The sequence below is a fragment of the Amycolatopsis sp. genome (assembly GCF_035276945.1).
Lineage (GTDB): Bacteria > Actinomycetota > Actinomycetes > Mycobacteriales > Pseudonocardiaceae > Amycolatopsis_E.
Genome location: NZ_DATELF010000104.1, coordinates 1 through 19365, shown reverse-complemented (window position 1 = coordinate 19365; position 19365 = coordinate 1). Strand labels below are relative to the sequence as shown.

Below are 19365 nucleotides of genomic sequence, written 5' to 3'. Positions count from 1 at the left end.
ACCACCTACACTGCCCACCAGATGGGTGTCCTCTCCAACGGAATGAAACCGGCCTCGCAACCAACATCATCCCAGGCCAGAGCGGCACCCATCACCATCTCCGAACGCGTGTCACCGCCCTACTCGCGGATTCGGGTCTGACTTCCGTTCCAGCGCCCGCGGTATCCAGCCGGCCGAAGCCGCACTTCAGTCTTCGGCGGACCGCCGGTGGGTCGAGCTGGATGAGATGGCATTGTGAAACCGGACTGACCGTCGTTGGCATCCCGTCCGGAAAGGGTAGCTGAATTGGCACGATTGTGGCTCAGGCACGAGGTACGTGCCACCGAACAGCGAGCGGCGGTGACGCCGGCCGACGCGGCACGCCTGGTGGCCGCCGGGCACGAGGTCACCGTCGAACGGTCGCCGCAGCGGGTGTTCCCGATCGAGGAATACCTCGCGGCCGGCTGCACGGCCGCACCGGCGGGCAGTTGGGCCGGAGCGCCCGCCGACACCTACGTGATCGGACTGAAGGAACTGCCGGACGAGCCGGCCGCACTGCGGCACCGGCACGTGTACTTCGGCCACGCGTACAAGGGCCAGCGGGGCGCTGCCGACCTGCTGCGACGCTTCACCGCGGGCGGCGGTCTGCTCCTGGATCTGGAATACCTGACCGACAACGACGGCCGGCGGCTGGCCGCGTTCGGCTACTGGGCGGGGTACGTCGGCGCCGCGCTGGCCATCCTGCACCTACGCGGCAGCCTCGAGGTGCCCTTGCACCGGCTCCGGCGCGCCGACCTCGACGCCGCGCTGGGCGCGTCCGGCGAGCGACCGAAGGTGCTGGTCCTCGGCGCGCTCGGCCGCGGCGGGCGGGGGGCCCGCGACGCCTGCGCTGCCGCCGGGATCCTGCCGACCGCCTGGGACATCGCGGAGACCAGGGAACTCGACCGGCCTGCGCTGCTGGCGCACGACATCCTCGTCAACACGGTGGCCAGCGCGGGCCCCGTCACCGCCTTCGTCACCGAAGCCGATCTCGACGACCCGGCTCGCGAACTACGGGTGATCTCCGACGTGACCTGCGACGTGAATTCGGACTGCAATGTCCTGCCGGTGTATGACCGGGTGACGAACTGGGACGAGCCGGTCCGGGCGTTGCGCCAGGGTGAGCGCCCCGTGCACCTGATCGCCATCGACAACCTGCCGTCGCTGCTGCCGCGCGAATCCAGTGAGGCCTTCTCGGCCGAACTCGGCAGGCACCTGCTCGACCTGGATTCGGCCCCGTGGCGGCGAGCGGCCGGGCGATTCCGCAAAGCGACCGAGGAGGATATCCATGCCTAGGGTGCACTGGGTCGGTACCGGACTGTCCACCGGCAGCGGCCTACGGCTGCTCGCCGAGCAGGCCGACGTCGCGCTCTACGGGCGGACCACGGCCAAGGCCGAGGCGTGTGCGCGCCGGCTGGGGCTGGCCGGCAAGGTCACGGTGGCGGAGATCCCCGCCTTGGACCCGGCGCCCGGGGATGTGGTCGTGTCCATGCTGCCGGCGACCGAGCACGCCCGGTTGCTCAGGCTCAGTATCGCCGCGGGTGCGCATTTCGCGGATACCAGCTATGCCGGCCCGGAGATCATCGCGCTGGCCAAGGACGTTGACGTCGTCGTGCTGACCGAAGCGGGCCTCGATCCCGGTATCGACCACCTGCTCGCGGACGATCTGATGGCCCGCGGCCGGGCCGCGGTCAGCGGGCCCGCGACGGCCAGGTTCACCTCCTACTGCGGCGGAATTCCCGCTGTGCCCAACGAGTTTCGCTACCGGTTCAGCTGGGCGCCGCGTGGCGTGCTCACCGCGTTGCTCACACCGGCGCGCTACATCGAGGACGGCGTGGAGCTGGCGGTGGACCACCCCTGGGAGGCCGCCCGCCCGCACCGGGTGGGCGCCGAGGAGTTCGAGGTGTACCCGAACCGCGACAGCATCCCGTTCCTCGCCCGCTACGCGGTACCGGAGCTGTGGTCGCTGGAGACCTTCGTCCGCGGCACTCTCCGCAGCCACGGCTGGCGGGCCGCGTGGGAGCCGGTGTTCGCCGAGCTGAGCACCGGAGACCCGGACCGGATCACCGCGCTGGCCGAGGATCTCGCGCGGCGGTACCCGGCCACCGCCGCCGACCGGGACCGGGTGCTGCTGGCCGTTACGCTCGCCGTCGACGGCGCCGACGGCACGGCCTGGTCCGGGGAGTACGTGATCGACGTGACCGGCGACGAGGAGGACAGCGCGATGGCGCGGCTCGTGTCGACGCCGCTGGCAGTCGGTGTCGCCGAGATCCTCGCCGGACGTCTGCCCGCCGGGCTGCACCGCGCGGCTGAAGGCGTGCGGGCGGCGCGCCGCTGGCTTGGCTCCCTGCGCGAGCACGGCATCATCGCGGACCTCACGCAGTCCTCGACCGGGGACGGTAGCGGAAAATAACCTGGATTGTCGGTCAGCGCCCGGCAGGGTCACGATGGTCGGCTGAAAATACCCGCCGCGCTGCCCGTCGGCGGCACCGTTCTCGGTGCCGCCGTAACCGGTCCGCTTTTGCGGACAGGGGGCAATCATGGCCGAACCGCACCTGACCCAAGCCGGGCCACCGCAAAGAAATGCGCTGTTCGATCACCGTGCGGTACGCGCTCGGCGTGGCGGCGGTGCCGGTCGTTCCCGAGGGGCGCGGTGCCGAACCGGTCTGATCCACCCTACGACCCGGGAGGACGAACATGCAGGTTGTCGAACGGGCCCTCGCGACGCTGCGGGCCCTCGCCCCGCACACCGCGGGGCTCAGCCTCGCCGACCCGACCGGGCGCACGATTCACTCGACCGGGTTTGGTGAAGTTTCCCGCAATTGGTGATGGTTCACCAAGACTGGTGTCCGAGGGGGGAACGAAAACGTGGCATACCCGCGCAATGCGGGTGTTCATGCGACCGACCACAGCTGTGTGCCGTGATCAAGCGCCAGCCGGTTCAACGCCGGGCGGTCGGCGACGCTCGGCGTTCCGAAATCCGTTTGTCCGGTGGCGCCGCGAGATGCGCAGACTGGTGGTGCGCGTCGGCGGCGAAATTCCACCAGGAGAAGTGTGAATAGTTCTCCGAGACCACTTTCCTGGTACCAGGGATGCGCGAGAAAATAATGTGGGTTTTTAGCTTTGTGGTGGCTGCAATTGTGTTATGGCGGGCATCGTGGGAGCTGCGGAGTTGGTGGCGTTGAGGTACGCGGTGTTGTGGTCGCATCTGGATGAGCGGCAGCGCCGGCTGTTGTTGGGGGTGGAGGCGCAGCAGGTGGGGCGGGGCGAAATTAAGGCGGTCGCGGTGGCGACCGGTGTGCATCCGGACACGGTCGCGCGTGGGGTGCGGGAGCTGGAGGGTGTGCCGGAGCCTGCGGCCAGGGTGCGGGCGCCGGCTGGTGGCCGCAAGAAAGCTGGCCGACCGATCCGGGGCTGGTGGCCGAGCTGAGGGCGTTGGTGGATCCGGAGCCCGTGGGGATCCGATGTCGCCGTTGGTGTGGACGACCAAGTCGACGCGGAATCTGGCCGGTTCGTTGACCGAGGCGGGGCATCCGGTCTCCGACCGGACGGTGGGGCGGATGCTGGCCGCGATGGGGTTCAGCTTGCAGGGCAGCCATTGAAGGCCGCCAGCACGAGGATCGGGACGCCCAGTTCCGCTACCTCAACCAGTGCCTCCGCGAGCACGTCGCCGAGGGCCGGCCGGTGGTCTCGGTCGACACGAAGAAGAAGGAGTTCGTCGGCGAGTTCTCCAATGGGGGCCGGGAGCACCAGCCCCAGGGCTCACCGGTGCCGGTGAACGTGCACGACTTCATGGGCAAAGAACTCGGCAAGGCCATCCCGTACGGCATCTACGATGTCTGCGCCAACGCCGGCTGGGTGTCGGTGGGCACCGACCACGACACCTCCGCGTTCGCTGTGCAGACCCTGCGTCGCTGGTGGGACACCATCGGACGCCACCGCTACCCGCACGACCGGAAGCTGCTGATCTGCGCCGACGGTGGCGGCTCCACCGGCTACCGCATCCGTGCCTGGAAAATCGAGCTGGCCACGCTCGCCGCCGACACCGGCCTGACCATCACCGTCTGCCACCTGCCTCCCGGCACCAGCAAGTGGAACAAGATCGAACACCGGCTCTTCTCCCAGATCACCATGAACTGGCGCGGCCGACCGCTCACCGCCCACCAGGCCATCGTCGACCTGATCAGCAACACCACCACAACCACCGGACTCACCATCCACTGTGTACTAGACACCGGCCAGTACCCCACCGGCATCAAATACACCAAGAAAGACCTCGACGCCCTGCCCATCACCCGCCACGAATTCCACGGCGAGTGGAACTACGCCCTGCGACCGACGACACGCCCATAGCCACCTGACTCATTCTGTCGCGGCTCCTGTGCGCGAGATCCGCGATGTCGACCGGTGTGTCCTCGGCCGAGCCGTTTCGGTGCGGCTGTTGCGGAATGATCTGCCCGCAACAGCCGCACCGGGAGGCGTCAGTGCCTTCACCGATGGACTGTCCGTTGTGGACTTCGTTGCGCCGTCCGCCGAAGCGGGGCGCCGGGTCAGCTGATCGGGTACGGGCCGAAGCGGCCCCAGGCGACCACGGCGGCGAGGATCAACAGGACCACCGGCGCGGCCAGCGCCTGGTTCTCCTTGCGCTTTACGTGTACGGCGATCGCGCCGATCATCACGAGCGCCAGGCCCAGCGCCGCGATCGGCGTCAGCACGGGGGCGACCACGAGCGCCGCGGGCAGGATGAGGCCGATGGCGCCGAGAACCTCCACCGCGCCCACCGCCTTGACGGAGCCGCTGGAGTAGTCACCGGCCCACGCCATTCCCGACGCGGCGAGTTTTTCCTTGGGCTGCGCCAGCTTCATCGCTCCCGCGGCCAGGAACGCGAGCGCGAGCAGGCCAGCGATGATCCACAACACGACATTCATGGGGTTCGGTGTCTCCAGGGTAGAGGAGTGATCAACGGCCGCGAATCTAGCAACAGAGATTTGAGATGCTAAATCAACTAATTTGAACCGTCAAGTTCCACCGTGGTACGGTTCGGTAACGAATGCCTGGTCTGGAGGGCGCTGAATAATCGGCGTGTCTCCCGGGGAATGTGGCACGGAGCTGGGAGGATCTGTTCTTGGCGTTGGGTGCGGAGCGGGTGGATCGGGAGCTTCTGGACGCGGCGGCGCTGGTCGGTCGTCTGGTGCCGGGGGCAGTTGATCGCGGCGATCCGGCGGGTCGGTCGAGTTGGGCGGCTACGCGGTCCGGTTGTAGCGGTCGATGAAGGCGAGCAGGGTTTCGGATAGCTTTTCCAGGCTTGGGAAATCGTTGGGGGATACGACTTTCTTCTGGATGACGGAGAAGAAGACCACGATCTGGTTCAGCCAGGATACGTGAACCGGGGTGTGCACTGTGACCGCGTTGGGGTGCGCTTCGCGGAGCCGGGCGATCGCGGCCTTCCCGCGGTGGTCCGACCCGTTGTCCACGATGACGAACACGCGCGGGGCGTTCTTGTCCTCCGGGCGTTGCATGACCTGGCCGACGAGGTCCATGAACGGGACGATTCCCGTGGTCTTCGGGGTTGAGGCGAACGCTTCGCCAATATGTACGTCCAGGCCGGCGAGCAGCGCGAGCGCGCCGTGGCGGGCGTACTCGTGCTCCACGCGGGCGAGTCTGCCCGGTACGGCGGGCAGCGTGGCGTGGATACGGCCACGGGCCTGGATGGAGGGCTTGGCGTCAAAAGACAGGATCCGGTCGTACGGCCCGAGCGGCTCGCCGTCGTAAATCCCTTGGTAAAGGTCAAGAACAACGCTGGCTTTCGCCTCGAAGTCCGGGTCGCGGGGGGAGATCCACGACTGGTACTGCCGCGGCTTGACCGGGTTCTCCGCCAGGATCCGCACGGACGTCACCGACATCGGCTGGCTGAGCAGGTCCTGCGCTTCCGGTTCGTGCCTCAGCTCCGGGCCGGACCAGCGCGCCGGCGGCACCCCCGTGGCGGACGGCAGCCGGCAGGCCCGTGCCACGACCGCCGCCCGGGCCGCCTTGCTGATCGACCGCGGGCGCCCGGACCTGGGAAGATCCTTCAGCCCGCCCAGCCCGTGCCGGGCGAAACGGCCCCGCCATTTGCGGCACCGTGTTCACACAGATCCCCACGTCAGCGGCGATCCGCTCATTGTCCCGGCCGCGGGCGGCCGCCAGCACGACCTGCGCCCGCAACCGGTCCCGCCAGCACGTCTTCGCTCCCGCACCCGTTTCTTCAGGATCTTGCGCTCCGATGCGGCCAGCGTGGCCGGCACCGCGGCAGGCGGCATGATCCCACCCAGGGCAGGCTCTCCCGGACGGCATGATGGACAGATGCCCGCCATCCCGCCCTCAACCCATGACTCGGTCACCTGGCGGCTGATCCTGCACGCGGAAAAGAACTGGCCCCAGCTGGACAAGATCCACGTCACCTGCCGCGGAAGCTTCGCCTACGCCGCCGGCGTCCTGCCCGGCGGCCAGAAGATCCCCCTGTTCCGGCCGCGCTACGGCGGATTTGCGCACTCCTTCGGCTTCGCGATCTACTCCGCCGCCCGAGACCGCTACGAAGACGCCCTCCTCCTTACCGGCGTCCCCGCCGGAACACCCCAGGAAGCACTCGACACCGCCCGCACCGTCCACCTCACCGGCATCAGGCACGAACCCGAATCCTGACCCCCAACGAATTGACGAAACCGACCACTAAGATCGCCAGCTACGGCGGCCGCCGCCTCGAACTCCGCTACCGCGGCACCGTCAGGAACAACGCCTGGCTCACCCACCGCACCGCCTGGCTCAACCTGTGCAACCTCCTCAGCCGTGGCCTCACCCGCACGGCAGGAGTCTGGGTTGTGGCGGCCCAGACCACCTGAAAAGAAGGCTGGTGGCCGCCGAACGGCGCCCACCAGACCCAGTCGGCTCAGCGCCCTCCTAGGCGGTTTGGTTGCGAACTCGCAGGTACTCGTAGCCCATTCGGATGGTGCTGAGCCCTGAAACCTGACGTATCTTCGATGGTTGACAGGTCATTGTCGAGGCCGACTGGGTGACACTCCAGCTATGCCGCGTCATCGCTGTCCCGAGTTCCTTCCGATTCACCGCCGAGCACCGCGACGGGGCTCTGTTCGGCGGATCGAACGCCCTTTTCCGGCTTCCGGTCGCAGAGGAGAGCTGACGTTGGATCGACAGATTTCGAGCGGGCTCTCCGGGGTGCAGGCCGAGTCGGGCTCGGAGCGCAGATTACGGGGATGATCTCAATTGCGGGAGATTTCATGGAACTGATCGCGGAGCGGTCGGGCTCGAGGGCCGTCGACCAGCTGTTGGACGGCTGCTCGGCAGGCAGCGGCGGGGTGGTCCTCGCGGTGGGACCGCTCGCGTGCGGCAAGACGACCGTCCTGCGCGCCGTGGCCGAATCGGCGGCCCGGCGCGGGTTCTCGGTCTCGTTCGCCAGCTGTGCCAACGCCGAGCGACAGTTGCCCTTCGGCGTGATGGTACAGCTCTTCCGGGCCGCAGGCCTGGCCGCCGACTCGCTACCCGCCGCCGGTGACGGAGCGGCGGACGGCTCAGGGGGCGACTCCGTGCTCCACGAGGCCGAGATCGTGCGAGTGGGCCAACGGTTGTGCACGCAACTGATCGAAATGGCCGAGCACAAACCACTTGTGATCGCCGTCGACGATCTGCGGCACGCCGACCCCGCTTCGGCCATGTGCCTCGCACAGCTGATCCGTCGAGTGGATCAGACCTCTGTCGCGGTGGTGGTGAGCGACGACCTGAACCTGCGGCCGTCGTACCCGCCGTTGCGGGCGGAACTGCTCCGCAGGCCCGACGCCGACCGGATCCGGCTCGAGCCGCTGACGCCGGACGCTGTCGGCGACACACTGACCGAGCGGTTCGGCGAGTTTCCCGGCGACCGGTGCGTCACCGACTTCTGCAAGGTCTCCGGCGGCAACCCGTTGCTGCTGCAGGCGATGATCGAGGACTACCGCTCCTACGGTGACTTGCGGGAGCAGGGCTACGGCCGTGCGTTCCTGGCTTGTCTGTACCACAAGGAGCCGATCCTCCTCGACACGGCGCGGGCGCTCGCCGTCCTCGACGCCGACGCCTCGGCCGCGGAGCTCACGCGGGTGGCCGGGGCGGATCGGGTGCTCGTGGCCGAGGCGCTGCACGCGATGACCGAGGCAGGTCTCCTGCACGAGGGCGCCTTCCGGCATGACGCGGCGAGGCGCGGTGTGCTGAACGAGCTGCCCACCGACGTGCGTGTGGAACTGCACGGCCGGGCGGCCGGGCTCCTGCACGACCAGGGCAAGCCCGCCGTCACGATCGCTCGGCACCTGATGAACGCGGACGGGGTGGACGCGGCATGGACCCAGGACGTCCTGCTGGAGGCCGCCGATCTGGCCTCGGTGGCCGGAAACACGACCTTCGCCGTCGAGTTGCTGGAGCGTGCCCTGCGGACCTGTGCGACGCAAAAGCGCGCGGGCGTCGAGGCCAAGCTCGCCGAGATCGAATGGCGGATCAACCCGTCCATTGCGGCGCGGCACCTCGGGCCGCTGGTCGTCGCGGCGGGCTCCGGCGAGCTGGCGGTGTCCGAGACCGTGGCCGTGGTGCGGCAGCTGCTGTGGCGCGGGCGGACGGGCGAGGCCGAGCGGCTGCTCGCGACGCTCCGGGAGATCCCGGACCTCGCCGACGAGCTCTACTCCGTCGACCAGTGGCTGACGTGCACGTACCCGGCGCTCGCCAGGCGCGGCGTGCGTCCGCCCGCGGACCGGGGGTTCAAGGCCACCCGTGCGGTCAACCTGCCGCGCGCCTCGGCGGTGCTGGCCGACGTGCTCGTCCGCGGCCAGAGCCAGAAGATCAAGCCGCGGGCGGAGGAGGTGCTGCGGGAGCTGAACCTCGCCCACAAGGTGGCGGGGCAGGAGGAGGACGGCCTGCTCGCGTTGCTGGCGCTGATCTACACCGATCAGCTGGACGCCGCGGACGCGTGGTGCGACGATCTGCTCCGCGAGGTCGGGTCCCGCCGGCTGCCGATGTGGCGGGCGTTGTTCTCCGCGTGCCGGGCGGAGGTGGCCGTCCGGCGGGGCGACCTGACGGACGCGATGGTCTACGCGAGCCGGGCGCTCGCGGAGGTGTCGCCGAGCTCGTGGGGCTCGGTGATCGGCCTGCCGCTCGGGTGCCTGGTCCTCGCGTACACGCGGATGGGGAAGCTCGACGAGGCGGCGCGGTTCGTGAACCAGTCGATCCCCGCGCCCGCGCTGGAGAACCGCTACGGGCTGCACTACCTGTTCGCCCGCGGGAACTTCTCGCTCGCCGTGGAGCGGCGGCAGGCGGCGCTGGCGGACTTCCTGCTATGCGGTGAGCTGATCGATAACTGGGGGCTGAATGGCAGCGGTCTAGTCCCGTGGCGGACCAGCGCGGCCGAGGCTTGGCTGTCGCTGGGGAACCGGGACCAGGCCAAGCATCTCGTCGCCGAGCAGCTCGCCCGGCCCGGCTCGGACGGCGGCCGGTCCCGTGCGCTGTCCTTGCGGCTGCTGGCCGAGACCAGCTCCTCGCGGCGCAGGCCCCAGCTGCTCACCGAGGCGATCGACCTGCTCGAGGAATGCGGGGACAAGTACGAGCTGGCAAGGGCACTGCGCGACCTCAGCCGTGCCTTGCACGCGATCGGCGAGCACAAGCAGGCGCGCCGGATCGTGCGCCGGGCTTGGCACGTGGCCAAGAGGTACGACGCGGAGCCGTTGTGCGAAGAGCTGTTGACGACCTGCAGCGAGGACTCTGCTCCCGCCGCGGCGCCCGCGGTGCAGCGTCCCGACGGCATCAAGCTGCTCACCGACGCCGAACGCCGCGTCGCCTCGCTCGCCGCCATGGGCTACACCAACCGGGAGATCGCCAGCCGGCTCTTCGTGACCGCCAGCACGGTGGAACAGCACCTGACGCGGGTGTTCCGCAAGCTCGGGCTGAAGCGGCGCGAGCAGTTGCCGGACGAGCTCGGGTTCTCGACCGCCTGACCGGCGAAGGACCCCTGCGATCGCGAAAAGCAGGGGGTCCACGGGGGCCGGTTAGGGGAAGTTGCCGTGTTTTTCTTCGCGAGACTGGTCATCGTGGGACTTGTGGCGTGACACGAGTCGGGCCGCCGGCCACCCCGGTGGCCGGGTGGTGTCGACGGCTTCGGGAGAGGCGCCAGGCCCAGCGACCGTGTTCCTGTCCGTTGCCGAAGGTATGGGTGATCAACGTGTTGGTGCTTGGCTTGAACGGAAACTTCTCGACCGGGGATTCCGATCTCGTGCCGCTGATGTCGGAGTTCTTCTTCCACGACGCGTCCGCGTCGCTGGTCCGGGACGGCGAGCTGGTCGCGGCGGTCGAGGAGGAACGGCTCAACCGCATCAAGAAGACGACCAAGTTCCCGGTCAACGCGATCCGCGCGTGCCTGGACGTGGCGGGCGTAACGCCCGGCGAGATCGACGCGGTCGGGTACTACTTCCGCGAGAAGCACATGGACAGCGTGCTCAACCACCTCTACACCGAGCACCAGCGCGTGCCCGTCCGGTACTCCAGGGAGCTCATCAAGCAGCGGCTCGCCGAGGAGTTCGGCTGGGACCTGCCCGACGAGAAGCTGGTCTACGCCTCGCACCACGACGCGCACGCGATGTCGACCTACATGCACTCGGGGATGCGCGAGGCGCTGGTGGTCGTGCTGGACGGGCGCGGTGAGGAGAACTCCGGCACCGTCTACCGCGCGGAGGACGGCCGGCTGGAGAAGCTGGCCGACTACGGGGTGATGCAGTCCCTCGGGGTGCTGTACCTGAACGCCACCCAGCTGCTGGGCTACGGGTTCGGCGACGAGTACAAGGTCATGGGGCTCGCGCCCTACGGCGACCCGGCGACCTACCGGGACGTCTTCGCGCAGCTGTTCGCCTTGCGGGACAAGGGACAGTACGACCTCTACCCGAACCTGACGGTGCCCAACCTGGTGAGCCCGCTGTTCCTCGACCACGGGTTCCTGCCCCGGCGAAAGGGCGAGCCGTTCACCCAGCGGCACAAGGACTTCGCCGCGGGACTGCAGGAGATGATCGAGACCATCACCATGCACGTGTTCGGCTACTGGGCCGACTTCACCGGCCTGAAGCGGCTCTGCTTCGGGGGCGGGGTGGCGCACAACTCGAGCTTGAACGGGGTCCTGCTCGGATCCGGTCTGTTCGGCGAGGTCTTCATCCACCCGGCCTCCCACGACGCCGGCGCGGGCGAAGGCGCCGCGTGGGTGGCGATGTCCGAGCTCGGTCACACCGCCGCGCCGGGTGAGCGGCTGCGCAGCGCCAGCCTGGGGCCCGCGCTGGGTTCCGCCGAGCAGGTCGCCGATCGGCTCGCGGCCTGGAGCTCGGTCGTCGAGATCGAGCGGCAGGACGACGTCGTGGACGCGGCGGCGCGGCTGCTGGCCGACGGCTCGGTCCTGGGCTGGGCGCAGGGCCGGTCGGAGTTCGGCCCGCGTGCCCTCGGCAACCGCAGCATCATCGCGGACGCGCGGCCCGCCGAGAACCAGACACGGATCAATGCCATGGTCAAGAAGCGGGAAAGTTTCCGGCCGTTCGCACCGGTAGTAACCGCCGAGGACGCCAAGACCTACTTCGACCTGTCAGAGACGACGGCTGCCTACGAGTTCATGTCGTTCGTCGTGCCGGTGCGGGACGAGTACAGGAAGGCGCTCGGCGCGGTCACCCACGTGGACGGGACCGCACGGGTCCAGCTGGTCGACCCGCTGTCCAACGCCCGGTTCCACAGCCTGGTCGCCAGGTTCGGGGAACTCAGCGGGACACCGGTGCTGCTCAACACCTCGTTCAACAACAACGCCGAGCCGATCGTCCAGAGCGTGGACGACGTGGTGGCGTCGTTTCTGACCACCGATCTCGATTTTCTGGTGGTGGAGGATTTCCTCGTCCGACGCAGGGGCGGGTCGCGGCCGGACTTCGACGCGCTCGTGCTCGGTTTCCGGCCGGTGACAAGGCTTGCCGAGCGGATCGGTGACGGTTCGGCCGGGGCGGTGGGCGTCTCGCGCGAGATCTACCTGGACTATTCCGGCGGTCCGAGCGCGAAGATCTCCGAGCCGCTCCACGAGCTGCTCGGAAAGGCCGACGGCACCTCGACGGTGGGCGCGCTGGCGGAGTCCGTGGGCGGAGTACCGGACAGTGTGCGCGACGAACTGTACGACCTGTGGCAGCAGCGTCTGGTGAACCTCACCCCGGCCTGACCCGGTACCGGGGCCATCCGTCGTGGACGTCAGTGGAGGCACTGTGCACCAGGCACTCAACGAGCCGCGGGCCGAGCCCGAGCCGGGCGAAGAAGACCCCGGGCGTGACGCCGCGCTCGTGGCCGCGGCCGGCGGGGTGCAGTCGGCCATCTTTCGGCTGTTGTCCACGCTCGGTGAGCACCGGGCGAAATCCGACGCGCTGATCGAGGCGTGCGTCGCCTGCCTGGAAGCGGCGCAGTGCCTCGCCGGTCTGGTGGTCGACGACGCGGTCGTCACGGAATCCCCGGACGATCCACGGGGACAGGAGGCGGTCTACGCCATGCGCGCGGCGACGCTGGCGGTCAGGTTCGCGCTGGCGGAGTAGCGGGCCCGGAGTCCATCACGGGTCCACAGTGGAACGAGGACGGTGCGCTGTGAGCTTTCTGGGGATCGACATCGGCGGCACGAAGGTCGCCCTGCGGGCCGAGCACGAGGGGTCCGCGGAGGTGAGCGAGTACTCGTTTGCGTGGCCGGGGCCGGGTCTGGACGTCGCCGAAGACCTGCGACTGTTGCGGGAGCGGGTCGTGGTGACGGTGCCGCAGGAGTCGATCACCGCGGCCGGTGTCTCGGTTCCGGCCACTGTGGACAGTGCGGGCAAGGTGGTCGCCTGGCCAGTCCGGCCCAGCTGGGTCGGACTGGACTTTGGTGCCGAGCTGCGGGCGATCTTCCCCGGCGTCCCGGTGTGCTTCGCCGACGACGGGGACCTCGCGGCGGTCGCCGAAGCGCGGGCGGCGGACTGTGCCGACCTGCTCTATGTCGGCGTCGGGACTGGGATCGGCGGCGGCATCGTTCTCGATGGACGCCCCTGTCCAGGGCTCACCCGTGCGTCCTGCGAGCTCGGTCATGTCGTCGTGACCGGGTCCGGCGAAGTGTGCGACTGCGGCCGCCGGGGCTGCGTCCAGGCGGCCGCGTCCGGACCGGCCACGCTGCGCCGGGCGGCTCGCGCGCACGGCGGCGACGTGACGGCGGCGCGGTTGCGGTACGGGATCGAGGCCGGCGAGTCTTGGGCGGTGTCCGCGGTGACCAAGAGCGCCGAGGCGCTGGCTGCCCTGATCGTGAGTGTCGCGGAGCTGTGCGCCCCAAACCTGGCCCTGATCGGCGGCGGGTTCGCCGCGGGAATTCCGGCCCTCGTCCCCCTCGTCGCCGAGGAGGTGGGCCGGTTGACGCGGCTGGGGCACGAGCCGCCACCGGTGCGGCCCGCGCTCCTCGGCGGCTTGTCCTCTTTGCACGGTGCCGTGCTCGCGGCGCGAGACCTGGCTGGTGCCGCGGGCGGTGCCGCGTCCGGTGCGGCTCCGTCCACGGAGATCTCCAGCAGGGCGCGTGCCGCGAGCCGGTAACCGAGTGCGCCGAGGCCGACGACGACCCCGCTGGCCAGCGAGGCCGGCACCGATATTCGTGCCGGAATTGCTCCCGCGCCCAGACGTTCGACAGGTGCACCTCCACCAGGGGCGGGGACAACTGGCGAGCGCGTCACGCAGGCTCCAGCCGGCGATCATGAGCGCACCAGGGTTCAGAATGGCACCGACGCTGTCATAATGGTCGCGCAATTCACTTTCGGCCTCGGACTGGAACGTGTCACCTCCCAGCCCCGCTCGGCGACCTCCACCATGACCGATGTCTCGATGTCGTCGAGCGTGTCCGTGCCGTAAATCTCGGGCTCGCGGCGGCCAGTATGCCCAGATTGGGCCCGTTGACCAGAAGTAATTGATTCACGGTCGCCTCCGGTTCTCATTTCTCGTACCGCGCGGCCGGTTCCCAATGTTGGTAAGGAACGAATCGCCGGGCCGGAGAGTCGTGTTCCCATGATCGGCCAAGGGCACGGTCTCGGCAAAGTCGTCAGGGCTGTTCAGGGGTGTAGCGGGAGGAGTTGGAGGGGGCGGCTGAAGTCGCACATGATCAACAAAAGGCTTGCCCGACCTTCACCCACCCCCTCACAAGCCCCAAACCCGACTTTGCCGAGACCATGCGGCCAGGGGGGAGTTAGGGGGCGGCAAGGGGATTGGTAGGGCCGGCACGCTGCCGTAGCGTGAAAATTGTTTTGGTGAACGATATTCGATGGTATTTGCTTGTCTGTGGCGCGGAAGTAGGAGCGAAAACTCATGAGCGGAGTGCGTGGGAGGCTCGAGTTCCCTGTTTGGCCCCAGTTCGGCGACGAGGAACGGGTCGGCCTGCACCGTGCGTTGGAGCAGGGGCAGTGGTGGCGGATCGGTGGCAGCGAGGTCGACACGTTCGAGCGTGAGTTCGCCGACTTCCACAACGCCGAGTACAGCCTGGCGGTCACCAACGGCACGCACGCGCTGGAGCTGGCGCTCCAGGTGCTGGGCGTGACGCCCGGCAGTGAGGTGATCGTCCCCGCCTTCACCTTCATCTCGTCGTCCCAGGCCGCCCAGCGCCTCGGCGCCGTGGCCGTCCCGGTTGACGTCGACCCCGGCACATACAACATCGACGTGGCCGCGGCCGCCGCCGCGATCACCCCGAGGACCAGCGCCATCATGCCGGTGCACATGGCCGGGCTGGTCGCCGACATGGACGCGCTCGTGAAGCTGTCGGCGGACTCCGGGGTCCCGCTGTTGCAGGACGCCGCGCACGCGCACGGCGCGCGGTGGCGCGGCAAGAAGCTCGGCGAGTTGGGCTCGGTGGCGGCACTGAGCTTCCAGAACGGGAAGCTCATGACCGCGGGCGAAGGCGGCGCCGTGCTCTTCGGCGACGCGGAGCTGTACGAGACCGGGTTCGTGCGCCACAGCTGCGGCAGGCCCCGGACCGATCGCGGCTACTTCCACCGCACCTCCGGCTCGAACTTCCGGATGAACGAGTTCTCGGCCGCCGTGCTGCGCGCGCAGCTGACCCGGCTCGACGAGCAGATCGACGTGCGGGAACAGCGGTGGCCGGTCCTGTCCGGGCTGCTCGAGCAGATCGACGGCGTCGTGCCGCAGGCCTCCGACGACCGGTGCGAACGCAATCCCCACTACATGGCCATGTTCCGGCTTCCCGGCGTCACCGAGGAGCGGCGCGCGGAGATCGTCGACGCGCTCATCGAACGCGGAGTGCCCGCGTTCGTCGGGTTCCGCGCGGTCTACCGGACCGACGCGTTCTGGGAGGTCGGGGCACCGGATGTGTCGGCGGACGAACTCGGCCGCCGCTGCCCGAACGCCGAGGCGCTGACGTCGGACAGCGTCTGGCTGCATCACCGGCTGCTGCTCGGCACCGAGGAGCAGATGCACGACGTGGCGTCGGTCGTCGCCGACGTGGTCGGGCGGAGATGAGCGCCTGCCACGGCCGGCCGCCGATCCGGGTCGCGGTGATCGGGCTCGGCTGGGCCGGCCGGACCATCTGGCTGGAGCGCCTGCGCTCGCACCCCGCGTTCGAGGTCGTGGCGCTGGTGGAGCCCGACCCCGTGCTGCGCACGACCGTGGCCAGGCAGGTGGCCGAGGCGGCGATGCACCCCTCGACAAACGAGCTGTCCGCGGACTCGGTCGACCTCGCGGTCGTGGCGGTGCCCAACCACCTGCACGCGAAGGTCGCCGGCCAGGTGCTGACCACGGGCATCCCGGTCTTCCTGGAGAAGCCGCTGTGCCTGACCGCGGCCGAGGTGGACGACCTCGCGGCCGCGGAGGCCGCGGGTGGCGCCGTGCTCCTCGGCGGTAGCGCGGCCCGCTACCGCGCCGACGTGACGGCGCTGCTGGAGCTGACCGCCTCGCTCGGGACGATCCGGCACGCCCAGCTGTCGTGGCGGCGGGCCCGTGGCGTGCCTGCCGGCGCCGGCTGGTTCACGACCAGACAGCTCGCCGGCGGCGGTGCCCTGATCGACCTCGGCTGGCACCTCATGGACGTTGCCCGGCTGCTGCTGGGCCGCCTGACGTTCGAGCAGGTCGCCGGCGCTATGTCCGCCGATTTTGTCAACGGGCAACCGTTCCAGGCGTCGTGGCGCGCCGACGACCGGCCCGTCGGCATGGGCGACGTCGAGGACACGGCGCACGGGTTCCTGGTGACCGCCGAAGGGCTTTCGGTGTCGCTGCGGGCGAGCTGGGCCTCCCACGAGGCGCTGGACAGCACCGTCTTCAGGATCGAAGGCAGCGAGGGTGTCGCGGAGCTGCGCTGCACGCTCGGGTTCAGCCCGAACCGGCTGGGCGGCTCCTTGCTGAGTCACGCGGTCGGCGGCGAGGCCAGGCCAGCCGAGGCGCTGGACGAGCCGATCGGCGTGGAGTACGACCGCCAGCTCGACGCGCTGCCCGCACTGCTCGCCGACCCGGCGAGCCCCGGCCAGGCGGTGCGGGACGCTCGCTGGACGCTCGACGTGATCGACCGCATCTATGCATCCGCGGCCCTCACGCAGGCTTGGGAGCCCGTGAGTACTTCCAGCCGATGATCACCGGGAGTGGATTCATGGAAGCCAAGCACGAGCAGGATCCCGGCGTGGAGCCGGAGGCCACCGGACGGCGGGCGAACGTGGTCGTGTTCGACCTCGACGGCGTGCTCGTGGACAGCTTCGGCGTCATGCGCCAGGCGTTCAGCGCCGCCTACGCGGAGGTCGTCGGGGAAGGCCCGGCGCCGTTCGCGGAGTACAGCCGCCACCTCGGCCGGTACTTCCCCGACATCATGCGGATCATGGGGCTGCCGCTGGAGATGGAGGAGCCCTTCGTCCGGGAGAGCTACCGGCTGGCCCACCAGGTCCGGGTCTTCCCCGGCGTGCGCGAGGTCGTGACCACGTTGCGGGACAACGGGATCCGGCTCGCGGTCGCGACAGGGAAGAGCGGCCCGCGCGCCCGTTCGCTGCTCGGGCAGCTGAACATGGTCCAGCTGTTCGACCACGTCATCGGATCGGACGAGGTGGCCCGGCCCAAACCGGCGCCGGACATCGTGCTGCACGCGATGTCCTTGCTGGGCGCGCAACCGCACGAGGCGATCATGGTGGGCGACGCCGTGACGGACATGCAGAGCGCACGCCGCGCCGGGGTCAGGGCGGTCGCCGCGCTATGGGGCGAGGCGGACGAGGCCGACCTGTTGCGCGCCGAGCCGGACGTCACGTTGTGGAAGCCGGCCGAGCTGCTGACGTGGCTGCGCGTCGACGGCGCGGACCCGGCGCCCTGACCGGCACCGGCTCCGCGCCGCCCGGCACGCGGGATCAGTCCCAGTGCCGGGGCATCGCATCCAGCACGCCGGCGACCACGTGCTCCGGCACGTCCCGGACCAGTTCGGCCCCTCGCGGCCCGTCCAGCACGAAGCTCAGCCCGGTGGTCGCCTTCTTGTCGAGCCGCATCAACGCGATGAGATCACCGCCGCGGACGCCCGCGGGCAGCTCGGTCGCCAGCCCGTAGCTCGCCACCACGCTCGCGTGCTCGGCGACCCGGCCCGTCCCGATCCGGCCGAGCTCACCGGCGAGCCTGCCCGCGAACACGGTGCCGACGGCCACCGCTTCCCCGTGCCGCAGCGCGAAATCGGTGGCCCGCTCGAGGGCGTGGCCCAGTGTGTGGCCGTAGTTGAGCAGGTGCCGCGGACCCGCGTCGCGTTCGTCGGCCGACACGATCCGCGCTTTCAGCGAGACGCTCGCGAAGATCTGGTCGAGCAGCGGCAACTCGTTGAGATCGGGCGCGCCGATGAAGTGGCAGCGCGCGATCTCCCCGTACCCGTTGCGCCATTCGCTTTCCGGCAGGGTGTCCAGGTAGTCGAGATCGCAGAGCACCGCGCTGGGCTGCCAGTAGGTGCCGACGAGGTTCTTGCCCTCCGGCAGGTTTACCGCGGTCTTCCCGCCCACGCTCGCGTCGACCTGGGCGAGCAGCGAGGTCGGCAGGTGGATCACCGGGATCCCGCGGTGGTACAGCGCCGCGGCCAGGCCGACCGTGTCGGTCGTCGTGCCGCCGCCGCAGGACACGACCACGTCCGAACGGGTCAGGCCGAAATCGACGAAGCCGCGGCACAGCTCGCCCACGGTCGCCAGGGTCTTGGTCTTCTCGCCGTCCCGCGCCGGGACGACCTTGCACGGCACGCCGGGATCGGGTACCTCGGCGTCGCCGCGTGCCGTGACGACCACCGCTTTGGCGGCGTCGAGACCGGCGACGAGCGCGGGAAGCGTGTTCCGCGCGCCGGATCCGATGTACACGGGGTAGGACCGCTCGGCCAGGTCCACGTCGACGCGGCGGATCTCGTTGGGCACGGTGGGTCGGCCTTTCGTTCCGGGGATCGGCTCTCGACCGAAGGTTACTGTGCCGGTGGATACCAATCCGACCGAAAGTGACGGCGATCGGCCGAACGTAGGCCGGCCGCCGGTTGGCATGGTCTGCCTGCTTTCGGTCTCCTTGGTAGTACGCGGCGGGCCGTCCGAACCCGGATTAAGGGGGTCTGCGGGGACCGGTCAGGGGGATCGCGCCGCGCGGGGCCGGTGACACTGGCAGTTGCCTGCGCGAGCGAGAGGTATGGTGGCATGCTGCGTACCGATCTGATTCGCCCGCTGCCCGAGCTGTTGCGGGAACACGCCGTTCGCCACGCCGATCGGATGTCCTTTTCGGACGGACAGCGGTCGGTGACCTACGTCGAGCTCGAACGGCGGACCCGGCGCCTCGCCGGGCATTTCGCCGAGCTGCGGCTGCAACCCGGCGACCGCGTGATGATCTGCCTGGGAAACCGCGTCGAGACCGTCGAAAGCTATTTCGCGGTGGCGCGTGCGAGCGCGGTGGCCGTGCCCGTGAACCCGCAGTCGACCGATGCGGAGATGTCGTACCTGCTCGACGACTGCGGCGCGCGCCTGGTGATCACCGACGAGGGGCACGTCGAGCAGTTCGGCAGGATGCTCGCGACGCACCCGGACCTGCGGCTGGTGGTCGTGGGCGCCGGGAAACCCTTGCCCGGCCGGGTTTCCTGGGAGTCGCTGCTGGCGCGGGAGCCCGCTACGCCCGCGCGTGACGACCTCGGGCTCGACGATCCCGCCTGGATCATCTATACGTCGGGGACGACGGGTTTGTCGAAGGGTGTGGTGTCGTCGCAGCGGGGTTGTTTGTGGTCGGTGGCGGCGTGTTATGTGCCGGTGTTGGGTTTGGGTGTGGGGGATCGGGTGTTGTGGCCGTTGCCGTTGTTTC

At 69.5% G+C, this 19365-nt stretch carries 14 protein-coding genes and 3 pseudogenes; 13 read left to right on the top strand and 4 right to left on the bottom strand.

The window, feature by feature from the left end; all coding sequences use genetic code 11:
* Positions 1-285: 285 nt before the first annotated feature.
* The 3 genes and pseudogenes from VJT49_RS18590 to VJT49_RS18580 form a co-directional block, all read left to right on the top strand.
* A complete protein-coding gene (locus VJT49_RS18590; protein ID WP_324166109.1) occupies positions 286-1314 on the top strand; it encodes a saccharopine dehydrogenase in 1029 nt (342 codons plus the stop codon).
* Entirely contained in the window at positions 1307-2431 is a 1125-nt protein-coding gene (locus VJT49_RS18585; RefSeq protein ID WP_324166108.1) for a saccharopine dehydrogenase C-terminal domain-containing protein, read from the top strand. Before VJT49_RS18590 ends, VJT49_RS18585 begins: the two co-directional genes overlap by 8 nt.
* A 732-nt stretch (positions 2432-3163) precedes the next feature.
* A pseudogene (locus VJT49_RS18580) lies at positions 3164-4356 on the top strand (ISAzo13 family transposase); the annotation flags it as partial.
* A 212-nt stretch (positions 4357-4568) separates the two neighbouring features.
* Here VJT49_RS18580 and VJT49_RS18575 read toward each other — a convergent pair.
* Positions 4569-4946 (bottom strand): DoxX family protein, encoded by a 378-nt coding sequence (locus VJT49_RS18575; RefSeq protein ID WP_324166107.1) that lies wholly within the window; start codon positions 4944-4946, stop codon positions 4569-4571.
* 315 nt (positions 4947-5261) lie between these two features.
* Positions 5262-6122: pseudogene (locus VJT49_RS18570) on the bottom strand (IS630 family transposase); the annotation flags it as partial.
* A 238-nt stretch (positions 6123-6360) separates the two neighbouring features.
* On the opposite strand from VJT49_RS18570, the gene VJT49_RS18565 reads away from it, so the two are divergent.
* The 6 genes from VJT49_RS18565 to VJT49_RS18540 all read left to right on the top strand — a co-directional run bounded on the left by VJT49_RS18565 (position 6361) and on the right by VJT49_RS18540 (position 13632).
* On the top strand, positions 6361-6699 hold the full coding sequence (locus VJT49_RS18565; RefSeq protein WP_324166106.1) for a hypothetical protein: 339 nt from the start codon (positions 6361-6363) through the stop codon (positions 6697-6699).
* Positions 6700-6710: 11 nt separating this feature from the next.
* On the top strand, positions 6711-6896 hold the full coding sequence (locus VJT49_RS18560) for a hypothetical protein (protein ID WP_324166105.1): 186 nt from the start codon (positions 6711-6713) through the stop codon (positions 6894-6896).
* Between the two features lie 396 nt (positions 6897-7292).
* A complete protein-coding gene (locus VJT49_RS18555) occupies positions 7293-10022 on the top strand; it encodes an AAA family ATPase (RefSeq protein WP_324166104.1) in 2730 nt (909 codons plus the stop codon).
* Positions 10023-10237: 215 nt separating this feature from the next.
* The gene (locus tag VJT49_RS18550) at positions 10238-12256 is read left to right on the top strand and encodes a carbamoyltransferase family protein (RefSeq protein ID WP_324166103.1); all 2019 of its coding nucleotides are present in this window, start codon (positions 10238-10240) and stop codon (positions 12254-12256) included.
* Positions 12257-12299: 43 nt separating this feature from the next.
* Positions 12300-12620 carry a hypothetical protein gene (locus VJT49_RS18545; RefSeq protein ID WP_324166102.1) on the top strand — a complete coding sequence of 107 codons (321 nt, stop codon included), beginning with the start codon at positions 12300-12302 and terminating at the stop codon, positions 12618-12620.
* Positions 12621-12669: 49 nt separating this feature from the next.
* Positions 12670-13632, top strand: a complete 963-nt coding sequence (locus VJT49_RS18540) for an ROK family protein (RefSeq protein WP_324166101.1) — start codon at positions 12670-12672, stop codon at positions 13630-13632.
* Here the strand turns inward: VJT49_RS18540 and VJT49_RS18535 are convergent.
* Positions 13596-14008 (bottom strand): annotated as a pseudogene (locus VJT49_RS18535) (type II 3-dehydroquinate dehydratase); the annotation flags it as partial. The gene VJT49_RS18540 and the pseudogene VJT49_RS18535 sit on opposite strands and share 37 nt — an antisense overlap.
* Before the next feature lie 386 nt (positions 14009-14394).
* On the opposite strand from VJT49_RS18535, the gene VJT49_RS18530 reads away from it, so the two are divergent.
* From VJT49_RS18530 to VJT49_RS18520, 3 genes are read left to right on the top strand one after another with little or no spacing between them, the layout of a single operon-like run.
* A complete protein-coding gene (locus tag VJT49_RS18530) occupies positions 14395-15558 on the top strand; it encodes a DegT/DnrJ/EryC1/StrS family aminotransferase (RefSeq protein ID WP_324166100.1) in 1164 nt (387 codons plus the stop codon).
* A complete protein-coding gene (locus tag VJT49_RS18525; protein ID WP_324166099.1) occupies positions 15555-16661 on the top strand; it encodes a Gfo/Idh/MocA family oxidoreductase in 1107 nt (368 codons plus the stop codon). Before VJT49_RS18530 ends, VJT49_RS18525 begins: the two co-directional genes overlap by 4 nt.
* Positions 16658-17383: an HAD-IA family hydrolase gene (locus VJT49_RS18520; protein ID WP_324166098.1), complete on the top strand. Its 726-nt coding sequence runs from the start codon at positions 16658-16660 to the stop codon at positions 17381-17383. Before VJT49_RS18525 ends, VJT49_RS18520 begins: the two co-directional genes overlap by 4 nt.
* Before the next feature lie 34 nt (positions 17384-17417).
* On the opposite strand, the gene VJT49_RS18515 is transcribed toward VJT49_RS18520, so the two are convergent.
* Entirely contained in the window at positions 17418-18446 is a 1029-nt protein-coding gene (locus VJT49_RS18515) for a 3-dehydroquinate synthase family protein (protein ID WP_324166097.1), read from the bottom strand.
* Positions 18447-18713: 267 nt separating this feature from the next.
* Between VJT49_RS18515 and VJT49_RS18510 the strand changes: the two genes are divergently transcribed.
* Positions 18714-19365, top strand: a 652-nt coding sequence (locus VJT49_RS18510; protein WP_324166096.1) for a class I adenylate-forming enzyme family protein, incomplete at its 3' end; no start/stop codon positions are given.

Bases quoted from the DNA above. Each gene is read 5' to 3' on its own strand.
- VJT49_RS18585 (WP_324166108.1), top strand. From the start codon at position 1,307: ATGCCTAGGGTGCACTGGGTCGGTACCGGACTGTCCACCGGCAGCGGC.
- VJT49_RS18575 (WP_324166107.1), bottom strand. From the start codon at position 4,946: ATGAATGTCGTGTTGTGGATCATCGCTGGCCTGCTCGCGCTCGCGTTC.
- VJT49_RS18565 (WP_324166106.1), top strand. From the start codon at position 6,361: ATGCCCGCCATCCCGCCCTCAACCCATGACTCGGTCACCTGGCGGCTG.
- VJT49_RS18555 (WP_324166104.1), top strand. From the start codon at position 7,293: ATGGAACTGATCGCGGAGCGGTCGGGCTCGAGGGCCGTCGACCAGCTG.
- VJT49_RS18530 (WP_324166100.1), top strand. From the start codon at position 14,395: ATGAGCGGAGTGCGTGGGAGGCTCGAGTTCCCTGTTTGGCCCCAGTTC.
- VJT49_RS18525 (WP_324166099.1), top strand. From the start codon at position 15,555: ATGAGCGCCTGCCACGGCCGGCCGCCGATCCGGGTCGCGGTGATCGGG.
- VJT49_RS18520 (WP_324166098.1), top strand. From the start codon at position 16,658: ATGATCACCGGGAGTGGATTCATGGAAGCCAAGCACGAGCAGGATCCC.